Source organism: Bradyrhizobium sp. NAS80.1, from assembly GCF_001908205.1.
Classification (GTDB): Bacteria; Pseudomonadota; Alphaproteobacteria; order Rhizobiales; family Xanthobacteraceae; genus Bradyrhizobium.
Map to the genome: position 1 here is coordinate 1 of NZ_LGHL01000252.1, position 10,460 is coordinate 10,460.

The 10,460-nt window shown below is 63.5% G+C and carries 11 protein-coding genes; 8 read left to right on the plus strand and 3 right to left on the minus strand.

Translation table 11 applies throughout. From position 1 onward, the window contains the following. Positions 1–237: 237 nt before the first annotated feature. On the minus strand, positions 238–639 hold the full coding sequence (locus AC629_RS40145; RefSeq protein WP_084810201.1) for a c-type cytochrome: 402 nt from the start codon (positions 637–639) through the stop codon (positions 238–240). Positions 640–709: 70 nt separating this feature from the next. After that, on the minus strand, positions 710–2,038 hold the full coding sequence (locus tag AC629_RS40150) for an MFS transporter (protein WP_084810202.1): 1,329 nt from the start codon (positions 2,036–2,038) through the stop codon (positions 710–712). 182 nt (positions 2,039–2,220) lie between these two features. Between AC629_RS40150 and cyoA the strand changes: the two genes are divergently transcribed. The 7 genes from cyoA to AC629_RS40185 are packed head-to-tail and all read left to right on the plus strand — an operon-like array spanning position 2,221 to position 9,116. After that, a complete protein-coding gene (gene cyoA, locus AC629_RS40155) occupies positions 2,221–3,381 on the plus strand; it encodes a ubiquinol oxidase subunit II (RefSeq protein WP_084810203.1) in 1,161 nt (386 codons plus the stop codon). Between the two features lie 11 nt (positions 3,382–3,392). After that, the gene (gene cyoB / locus AC629_RS40160) at positions 3,393–5,390 is read left to right on the plus strand and encodes a cytochrome o ubiquinol oxidase subunit I (RefSeq protein WP_084810204.1); all 1,998 of its coding nucleotides are present in this window, start codon (positions 3,393–3,395) and stop codon (positions 5,388–5,390) included. Next, a complete protein-coding gene (gene cyoC / locus AC629_RS40165; protein WP_074120499.1) occupies positions 5,391–6,020 on the plus strand; it encodes a cytochrome o ubiquinol oxidase subunit III in 630 nt (209 codons plus the stop codon). Beyond that, positions 6,017–6,391: a cytochrome o ubiquinol oxidase subunit IV gene (gene cyoD / locus AC629_RS40170; RefSeq protein ID WP_084810205.1), complete on the plus strand. Its 375-nt coding sequence runs from the start codon at positions 6,017–6,019 to the stop codon at positions 6,389–6,391. Before cyoC ends, cyoD begins: the two co-directional genes overlap by 4 nt. After that, on the plus strand, positions 6,388–7,239 hold the full coding sequence (locus tag AC629_RS40175; RefSeq protein ID WP_084810206.1) for an SURF1 family protein: 852 nt from the start codon (positions 6,388–6,390) through the stop codon (positions 7,237–7,239). Before cyoD ends, AC629_RS40175 begins: the two co-directional genes overlap by 4 nt. Then, entirely contained in the window at positions 7,211–8,593 is a 1,383-nt protein-coding gene (locus AC629_RS40180) for an ATP-binding protein (RefSeq protein ID WP_084810207.1), read from the plus strand. Before AC629_RS40175 ends, AC629_RS40180 begins: the two co-directional genes overlap by 29 nt. Then, positions 8,583–9,116, plus strand: coding sequence for a response regulator transcription factor (locus AC629_RS40185; protein WP_084810208.1), 534 nt, complete (start codon positions 8,583–8,585; stop codon positions 9,114–9,116). Before AC629_RS40180 ends, AC629_RS40185 begins: the two co-directional genes overlap by 11 nt. Before the next feature lie 40 nt (positions 9,117–9,156). Here the strand turns inward: AC629_RS40185 and AC629_RS40190 are convergent, their stop codons facing one another. After that, positions 9,157–9,861, minus strand: a complete 705-nt coding sequence (locus AC629_RS40190) for a glutathione S-transferase family protein (protein WP_084810209.1) — start codon at positions 9,859–9,861, stop codon at positions 9,157–9,159. Between the two features lie 107 nt (positions 9,862–9,968). Here AC629_RS40190 and AC629_RS40195 point away from each other — a divergent pair, with 107 nt between their 5' ends. After that, positions 9,969–10,334, plus strand: coding sequence for a winged helix-turn-helix transcriptional regulator (locus AC629_RS40195; protein ID WP_084810210.1), 366 nt, complete (start codon positions 9,969–9,971; stop codon positions 10,332–10,334). The last annotated feature ends 126 nt before the right edge of the window (positions 10,335–10,460 follow it).

Below are 10,460 nucleotides of genomic sequence, written 5' to 3' on the forward strand. Positions count from 1 at the left end.
TTCGGTGGGCATCGATCCGATCGAGCGGCGGCCCAGCTCGGGCGGCCACCCGGGCTGGGCCATTCCTCACGGAACGGCTCAATATAAGCGGTCGGGCTAATACAAGGGTGGGCAAAGCGAAGCGTGCCCACCACTCCCTAACGCGACCGTCGAAAGATGGTGGGCACGGCGCTACGCGCCTTTGGCCTCCCTGAGCACGTTAGGTGCCTCTGCGCACTGCCATAAAGCTCGCAGCAACTATCGCGCCTTTTCCTTCAGGAAGGCGATGATATCAGCGCGATCCTGCGCGTCCGGAACATCGAAAAACATCTTGGTTTCCGGGACCATGGCCTGCGGTCCGGCCAGCCATTTGTCGAGATTGTCCTCGGTCCAGACAATGCCCGAGTTCTTCAGATCGGCCGAGTAGTCGTAACCGGGAACGCTGCCCGCCTTTCGCCCGACCACGCCCTTGTGCATCGGGCCGACACGGTTTTCGGTGATCGAGTGACAATCTCCGCAGCCCTTATAGAGCTTCTCGCCGCGCGCGACGTCACCGGTGGCGCGGGCAAGGCCGGTCGAGCAAACCAACGCAATCGCGACGGTGGCAAAGGCCAGGCTTGGAGAACTTCGCTGGAGGGCGGGAGTGGACCGGACGTTCATGTGATCTCCTGTTTGCAGCGCCGCAAACAGGATCGCCCGGCCCGAGTTTTATTCCCGTCCGCGGGAGGCTTTAAGCGCCCGCGTCCATATCGCCTGCCTCGCGCTGGCCGCTGAGCCACAGCGCGAGCAGCGTCCAGAACGCGCCCGAGAGCAGGTACGCTCCCGAAGCGATGACGCCGAGATTGGTGGCGAGCAGAAGCGCCACCAGCGGAGCGAAGCCGGCGCCGAACAGCCAGGCCAGGTCAGAAGTTAATGCCGAGGCCGTGTATCGGTACGCCTGCCTGAAGTTCGAGGCGATCGCGCCCGAGGACTGGCCGAAGGACAGGCCGAGCAGGATGAAGCCGATCACCATGTAGATCGTCTCACCGAACGCGCCGGCGTCGAGAAGCTGCGGGGCGAAGCCGCTATAGATCGCGATCGCGATGGCCGATCCCATCAGCAGCGACTTGCGGCCGACGCGGTCGGCGATGATGCCAGAGGCAATGATCGCGGCGACGCCGAACACGGCGGCAACCATCTCGATGATCAAAAAGCGCACCGGGCTTTCGCGGGTGAACAGGAACACCCAGGACAGCGGAAACACAGTGACCATGTGGAACAGCGCGAAGCTCGCCAGCGGCGCAAACGCACCGAGCATGATGTTGTGGCCTTCGCGCGCGACAGTCTCGGAGATGCGCGAGGGCTGCAATTCGCGGGTCTCGAACAGCGAGGCATATTCCTCTGTCGTCACCATGCGCAGGCGCGCGAACAGCGCCACGACGTTGATGGCGAACGCGACGAAGAACGGATAACGCCATCCCCAGTCGAAAAAGTCTTCGGCCGAGAGGTTGCCGGCGAAATAGGCGAACAGCGCGCTCGCCACGATCAGCCCGAGCGGAGCGCCGAGCTGCGGCACCATCGCGTACCAGCCGCGCTTGGAAGACGGCGCGTTCAGCGCCAGGAGCGAAGCCATACCGTCCCAGGCGCCGCCCCAGGCCAGACCCTGCGCGATGCGCGCCAGCGCCAAGAGCCAGATCGCCGCAACGCCGATGTCGTGATAGCCGGGCAGGAACGCGATCGCGACGGTGGCGGTGCCGAGCAGGAACAGCGCCGAGATCAGCTTGGCCGTCTTGCCGTAGTGCCGGTCGACCGTCATGAAAATGACGGTTCCGATCGGGCGGGCCATGAAGGCCAGCGCGAAGATCATGAAGGAATAGAGGGTGCCGGTCAGCTCGCTCGTGAACGGGAACACCAGGCGCGGGAACACGATCACCGAGGCGATCGCGAAGACGAAGAAGTCGAAGAATTCCGAGGTGCGGCCGATGATGACGCCGATGGCAATCTCGCCGGGACTGGCCTGGTCGTGGCCGTGCTCGCCCGAGTGGAGGTCTGCCATTGCGGGGGTCTGTGCCATCGCCATTCGTGCGCCCTTAACGTCCTGAAAACCAAAGCCGACCGCCCGGCGGGAAGCCAGGCAATCTGGCGCTGTCTGACCCAACATTCTGCACTGCAACATTGGACAAATTGTCCAATGTCCGGATTGTTGCGCCGCAGCTACCCGTTGGCCCCGCAAAGGAAACTCATTCTCATAAGGCTCGGCCCGTGTCTCGTCTCAAGATCCTGGCGCTACTACCCCTGGCAGTCGCGCTTAGCGGCTGCAACTACGTCGTGCTGGCGCCAGCCGGCGATATCGCTGCCCAGCAGCGCGACCTCGTCATCATCTCCACCGTCCTGATGCTCCTGATCGTCGTCCCCGTGATGGCGCTGACGGTGATGTTCGCCTGGCGCTATCGCCAGTCCAACACCGCGGCCCGCTACGAGCCGGAATGGGATCACTCGACCAAGCTCGAGCTCGTGATCTGGTCGGTGCCACTGCTGATCATCGTGTGTCTGGGCGCGCTAACCTGGATGGCGACGCATTTGCTCGATCCCTACCGCTCGCTCGGCCGCATCGCCTCGGACCGTCCGGTCGATCAGGCAACGGCGCCGCTCGAGGTCGACGTCGTCGCGCTCGACTGGAAGTGGCTGTTCATCTATCCCGACTACGGGATCGCTACCGTCAACGAACTCGCAGCACCCGTCGATCGTCCGATCGCTTTCCGCATCACCTCCTCCACGGTGATGAACTCGTTCTACATTCCCGCGCTCGCCGGCCAGGTCTACGCCATGCCGGGCATGGAGACCAAGCTTCACGCCGTGGTCAATCATGCAGGCACCTACAGGGGCATTTCCGCCAATTACAGCGGCGCCGGCTTCTCCGGCATGCACTTCAACTTCCAGGGCCTCGACGACAAGGGCTTTGACGCCTGGATCGCCAGCGTCAAGTCCGCCGGCGGCTCGCTCGGCCGCGCCGAATATCTTCAGCTCGAAAAGCCGAGCCAGAACGAGCCGGTGCGCCACTACGGCACCGTCGATTCCGATCTCTACCGCCTGATCCTCAACATGTGCGTCGAGACCGGCAAGATGTGCACGAGCGAGATGATGGCGATCGACGCCAAGGGCGGCCTCGGCCATGAAGGCCTGAACAACACCCTGCCGCTGGCCTACGACAAGTACGCCCGCCGCGGCACCGCGCTCGGCGGCGAGCCGACCTTCGTGGCCGGCACCTGCACGCCGGATGCGCCGCAGGGTCAGACCACCGCGTCGATCAAGGCTCCCACCGACACCGCGCCGCTGCTCGGCGCCGGCCTGAAGCGGCCGACCTTCACGCCGCTCAAGTCATCGTCCTTCTTCCTCGGACAACGTCCGAAGTCAGACTCCTAAAGAGAGCTCGCATGTCTCCTGATCTTCTCAAGCTCATCTTCGGCCGGCTCGGCATCGAGTCGCTGCCACTGCACGAGCCGATCGTCGTCGGCACCTTCGTGGTGGTCGCGCTCGGCGGTATCGCGCTGCTCGGCGGCCTCACCTATTTCCGTCTCTGGGGCTACCTCTGGCGCGAATGGTTCACCACCGTCGACCACAAGCGCATCGGCATCATGTACATGATCCTCGGCATCGTGATGCTGCTGCGCGGCTTCGCCGACGCGCTGATGATGCGCGGCCAGCAGGTGCTCGCGTTTGGCGGCTCCGAAGGCTATCTCAACGCCCATCACTACGACCAGGTCTTCACCGCCCACGGCGTGATCATGATCTTCTTCGTGGCGATGCCGCTGGTCACCGGCCTGATGAACTACGTCGTGCCGCTCCAGATCGGCGCGCGCGACGTGTCGTTCCCGTTCCTGAACAATTTCAGTTTCTGGATGACCGTCGGCGGCGCCGTGCTGGTGATGGCCTCGCTGTTCATCGGCGAATTCGCCCGCACCGGCTGGCTCGCTTATCCGCCGCTGTCGAACATCGGCTACAGTCCTGATGTCGGCGTCGACTATTACATATGGGCGCTGCAGGTCGCCGGCGTCGGAACCACGTTATCCGGCATCAACCTGATTTGTACCATCGTCAAGCTGCGGTGCCCCGGCATGACCATGATGCGGATGCCGGTCTTCACCTGGACCTCGCTCTGCACCAACGTCCTGATCGTCGCCTCCTTCCCCGTCCTGACCGTCGTGCTCGCGCTGCTCTCGCTCGACCGCTACGTCGGCACCAACTTCTTCACGAACGATTTCGGCGGCAGCCCGATGATGTACGTGAACCTGATCTGGATCTGGGGCCATCCCGAGGTCTACATCCTGGTTCTCCCGGCCTTCGGCATCTTCTCGGAAGTCACCTCGACCTTCTCCGGCAAGCGCCTGTTCGGCTACACCTCGATGGTCTACGCCACGGTGGTCATCACCATCCTGTCGTACCTGGTCTGGCTGCATCACTTCTTCACCATGGGATCAGGCGCCAGCGTCAACTCCTTCTTCGGCATCACCAGCATGATCATCTCGATCCCGACGGGCGCGAAGATGTTCAACTGGCTATTCACGATGTATCGGGGGCGTATCCGCTACGAGCTGCCGATGATGTGGACGATTGCGTTCATGCTGACCTTCGTGATCGGCGGCATGACCGGCGTGCTGCTCGCGGTGCCGCCGGCCGACTTCGTCCTGCACAACAGCCTGTTCCTGATCGCGCACTTCCACAACGTGATCATCGGCGGCGTGGTGTTCGGCGCCTTCGCCGGCATCTCCTACTGGTTTCCGAAGGCGTTCGGCTACAAGCTCGATCCGTTCTGGGGCAAGCTGTCGTTCTGGTTCTGGGTCTCTGGCTTCTACCTCGCCTTCATGCCGCTCTACGTGCTCGGCCTGATGGGCGTGACCCGGCGTCTGCGTGTGTTCGACGATCCGAGCCTGCAGATCTGGTTCATCATCGCCGCGATCGGCGCTGTCCTCGTCTTGCTCGGCATCATGTGCATGCTGATGCAGTTCGCGGTCAGCTTCCTCAAGCGCGAGCAGCTCAAGGACGTCACCGGCGATCCCTGGGACGCCCGCACGCTGGAATGGGCAACGTCCTCGCCCCCGCCGGACTACAACTTCGCCTTCACCCCCGTCGTCCACGACAATGACGCGTGGTGGGACATGAAGAAGCGCGGCTACCAGCGTCCGCTCACCGGGTTCAAGCCGATCCATATGCCCAGCAGCACCGGCACCGGCATCATCCTCGCCGGCTTGGCCACCGCAATGGGTTTCGGCCTGATCTGGTACATCTGGTGGCTTGCCGCTTTGAGCTTCATCGGGTTGCTCGCCGTCGGTATCGGTCACACCTTCAACTATCACCGCGACTTCGACATTCCGGCTGAAGACGTCATCCGGACCGAAGACGCGCGCACCAAGCTGCTCGCCGGAGCCAAGTAAATGACGATCGCTATCAAGCCCACCCAATCGGGCGAGCCGCTCTTCTACCTCGCCGACGAACACCCGCATCCGGAAGGCTGGAGCACCTCGCTCGGATTCTGGATCTATCTGATGAGCGACTGCCTCATCTTTGCGATCCTCTTTGCGACCTACGGCGTGCTTAGCGGCAACTACGCCGCCGGCCCCGCGCCCAAGGACCTGTTCGACCTGTCGCTGGTGGCCGTGAACACCACGATGCTGCTGCTGTCGTCGATCACCTATGGCTTCGCCATGCTGACGATGCAGCAGAACAAGATCGGCCAGACACAGTTGTGGCTGGCGATCACCGGCCTGTTCGGCCTCGCCTTCATCGGCATCGAGCTCACCGAGTTCGCTCACATGATCCATGAGGGCGCCACGCCGCAGCGCAGCGCCTTCCTGTCCTCGTTCTTCACCCTCGTCGCCACCCACGGGCTGCACGTGACCTTCGGTCTCGTCTGGCTGGTGACGTTGATGACGCAGGTCGCCCGCTTCGGCCTGATCGAGGCCAACCGCCGCCGTCTGATGTGCCTGTCGATGTTCTGGCACTTCCTCGACGTGGTCTGGATCGGCGTCTTCACCTTTGTCTATCTGATGGGAATGCTGCGATGAACACCGAAACTCGCGCCGCCACTGCTGATCATCATCACGACGACCACGCGCACGGCTCGCTCTCGACCTATCTTCTCGGTTTCGTGCTGTCGGTCGCGCTCACCGCCGTGCCGTTCTGGCTCGTGATGAGCGGAGCGCTCGGCAACAAGCAGGTTACGGCGCTGGTGATCACAGTGTTCGCAATAGTGCAGATCGTCGTGCACATGATCTACTTCCTGCATATGTCCCCCAAATCCGAGAACGGCTGGAGCATGATGGCGCTGATCTTCACCATCGTGATGGTTGTGATCGCAATGTCCGGCTCGGTGTGGGTCATGAACCACCTCAACAGCAACATGATGCCGATCCACCAGATGACTGGAACGAAGTGAGCAGGACCGAGGCCGTGACGAGCAAGGCAGGCGGGGCGCGCGGCAAGGCCGCGCGCTTCCCCTCCTTGTGGCTCACGGTCCTCTCACTCACGGCTTTTGCAATTCTGATCGCACTCGGCGTCTGGCAGATCGAACGCCGCGCCTGGAAATTGGCGCTGATCGACCGCGTCGAGCAGCGCATCCATGCCCCGGCCCAGCCGGTCCCGTCGCCGGCGGCATGGCCCACCGTCTCCACCGCGAACGACGAATACAGGCACGTCAGCGTCTCGGGCCGCTTCCTGCATGACCGCGAGACGCTGGTTCAGGCCGTCACCGAGGACGGCCCGGGCTATTGGGTGCTGACACCGCTTCGACGCGACGACGGCACGCTGGTCTTGATCAACCGCGGCTTCGTGCCCTCCGAGCGGCGCGACGCATCGACGCGCCAGGATGGCAATCCGGACGGGCAGGTCGAGATCACCGGCCTGCTGCGCATGACGGAGCCGAAGGGCGGTTTCCTCCGGAACAACGTGCCCCAGCACAACCGCTGGTATTCGCGGGATGTCGCCGCGATTGCAGCGGCACGCGGCCTCCACGACGTCGCGCCGTTCTTCGTCGATGCCGACGCCGGATCACAATCCGGCAGCGCCCCAATCGGCGGATTGACCGTGGTCCGCTTTCCCAATAACCACCTGATCTACGCGCTGACGTGGTTTGCCCTGGCTTTCATGCTGGCCGGTCGACTTTTCGTCACATTCGGCGGCGGGCTGTTCCGCCGCAAACGCTTCGTCCACGAGCCGGCCGGCGGCCCAGATCCCGCCGCCCGCAGGACGGGATCAGATGCTGGAACGATCGTCGAGCAGACCTGACGGAAGGACGTATGGCGGGCTGGCCGTTACGCTGCAATCGCAGGCGGACGCGCGCAGCGAGCTGATCGGCGCTGCGCCCACCGACGACGAGACCAACCGCAAGAACATGGCGCTGCTGATCCAGCTGCGCTGGACCGCTGTGGTCGGCCAGATCGTGACCATCGGCGGCGTGCATTTCTGGCTCGGCATTCCCTTGCCCCTGAACCGGATGGCCGCCGTGATCGGCGCGCTGGTACTGCTCAACGTCTCCAGCCTGGTCTGGGTGCGCCACCGCGCCGCGATCACCAACAACGAGCTCCTGGTCGCGCTGATGCTCGACGTCGCCGCGCTGACCGCGCAGCTCTACCTCAGTGGCGGTGCCACCAATCCTTTCACCTCGCTGTTCCTGCTCCAGGTGACGCTGGGCGCAGTGCTACTCGATGCCCGCTCGACCTGGTCGCTGGTCGCGCTGACCTGCGCGAGTTTTGTCTGGTTGACCTTGGCCTATCGGCCGCTCGACCTGCCGCCGAACCCGATCAGCGAGACCTACAGCCTTACCGTCGCCGGCATGTTGCTGGGCTTCGTCCTCAACGCCGTGCTGCTGGTCGTGTTCGTGACCCGCATCAACCGGAACCTGCGCGAGCGCGATGCGCATCTGGCGGCACTGCGCCAGCATGCGGCCGAGCAGGACCACATCGTCCGCATGGGCCTGCTGGCGTCGGGCGCCGCGCATGAGCTCGGCACGCCCCTCGCCTCGCTCTCGGTCATCCTCAGTGATTGGCGCCGCATGCCCGATCTCGCGGCCGACCAGGAGCTCGCCGAGGATCTCGCGGAGATGGAGACTTCGCTGCAGCGCTGCAAGTCGATCGTCACGGGCATCCTGGTATCGGCGGGAGAAGCGCGCGGCGAAGGCTCGTCGCCGACGACAGTGACGGCTTTCGTGACTGCGCTGGTCGATGAATGGCGCAACGCCCGCTCGGCGCGCACGCTCTATTTCGTCAACACGTTTGGCGAGGACGTCGCGATCGTCTCGGACATCGCGCTGAAGCAGGTCATCTTCAACGTGCTCGATAATGCCTACGAGGTCTCGCGCGACTGGGTCGAGCTCCTGGCTGAGCGCGAGGGCGACAATCTCGTACTGTCGATCAGCGACCGCGGCCCCGGTTTTGCGCCGGAGATGCTGGCGCAGCTCGGAAAGCCCTACCAGTCTAGCAAGGGCCGCGCCGGCGGCGGGCTCGGTCTGTTCCTGGTGGTGAACGTGGTACGCAAGCTGGGCGGCAGCGTGACCGCCGAGAACCACAGGAAGCGCGGCGCCACCGTCCGCATCACGCTGCCGCTTTCAACGCTCGCGATCGGAGACAGCTTTGACGCCTGACCGTTCGCTCATCGTCGTCGAGGACGACGCCGGCTTCGCGCGCACGCTGAAGCGTTCGTTCGAACGGCGCGGCTACGACGTCGTGCTGGCCGCCTCGATCGAGGAAGTGCGCAAAGTGCTGGAGCAGCGATCCTTCGGCCATGCCGTGGTGGACCTCAAGCTCGGCGGCGCGTCGGGCCTCGCCTGCGTCGAACTCCTGCACACGCATGATCCCGAAATGCTGATCGTGGTTCTCACCGGCTTTGCCAGCATCTCGACTGCCGTCGAGGCGATCAAGCTGGGCGCCTGCCACTATCTGGCAAAGCCGGCGAACACCGACGACATCGAGGCCGCCTTTCACAAGGCCGAAGGCAACGCCGAAGTCGCACTCGATGCGCGGCCGACCTCGATCAAGACCCTGGAATGGGAGCGCATCCATCAGACGCTGATCGAGACGGATTTCAACATCTCGGAAGCGGCGCGGCGGCTCGGGATGCACCGGCGCACGCTGGCGCGGAAGCTCGAGAAGCGGCCGGTGAAGTAGGAGGAGCGGATCGAGATCCCTCCTCCTTCTTTCGTGACGCTTATTTCCCAAACCGCGCGATGACGTCGGATAGCACGGCATATCCTGTGCAGAATCCGGCTTCCGGATTGGTATCTCCGTTCTCCAAAGCAGTGGCGTAGACGACGGCAGGATCAGCTTCGAGGCGTTCTCGCAGGGCCGCCAGCTTTGGCCAGCGGCGCCTCTCCGCGACGGCGTGGAAGTCGAGCCAGCGCGCTACACCTGCCAGCACGGCGTCGGCGAGCGTCGGCCGGTTGCCGACCAGGAATTCCCTCCCTTCGATCATCCTTTCGAGCTTGTCGTGGCGCTCGATCACCTTCGCTCTGCCAAAGTCCCGCAGAGCCGACTTCATGGCGGGCTCCATCGCTTCGCCTTCCATTGCGGCCCAGAGCGGCGAGAAGGCAGCCGTAAAGCCAGTGTTCACGAACGCCATGAGCTGATGCATGCGATCGGCTTGCGGCGATAGCGGATCGAAGCTGATGCGCCGTTCAACATCCCTGGATTCGAGCCAGGCTGCGATAGCCATCGTTTCCGTCAGCACCGCGCCTTTTTCCGTGATGAACGCGGGCGTCTCATGTCGCGGATTGATTTGAGCGTATGACGGGCTCCGCATCTCGCCCAACATATCGACGCGACATAGCCGATATGGCTTGCCCAGCCATTCGAGAGCCGCAACGAGTCCCATGGAGCTTCCCATCGGGAAGCCGTAGATTAGAATCGGGTCCATGATCCATTCTCCGTGATTTCTGATGATCACGCTGCGCAGCGTTGGCGGACCCTAGTCATTCGCTGCACCGAGTAAATTACGAACTTTTTTGTAACCTGGAGTCGCCGATGAAAGATCTCGTCTCGAGATGCCCCATCGAGGAGGTAATGCAGATTCTGAGCGGTCGCTGGCCTACGCTTCTGATCTACTATTTGAAGCAGGGCACCAAGCGCTTCAGCGACTTGCGCCGGGACAATCCGACCATCTCGCACAGGATGCTCGCGCTCGAGCTTCGTAAGCTGGAGGACGCCGGTATCGTGACCCGCACCGAATTCGACGGATATCCGCTCCGGGTCGAGTATGACCTGACTTCCGCCGGTCACACACTCGTGCCGTTGATCGATGCCTTGGGGAAGTGGTGGTCGACAGTTGCGCCCGTGGCCGGCGGAGAAGGCCGCGAGACCGGGATCAGCTCGTCACGAAGCGCGATCTGACACCTCGCCGAACGAGGACAGCCCCCCGTCCAATCGGGATAGGGGGGCGTCTCGCGACGCCGCCCCTCCCACACCACCGGACATACGGGTCCGTATCCGGCGGTTCAGCGGATTATGCGGGCCGCG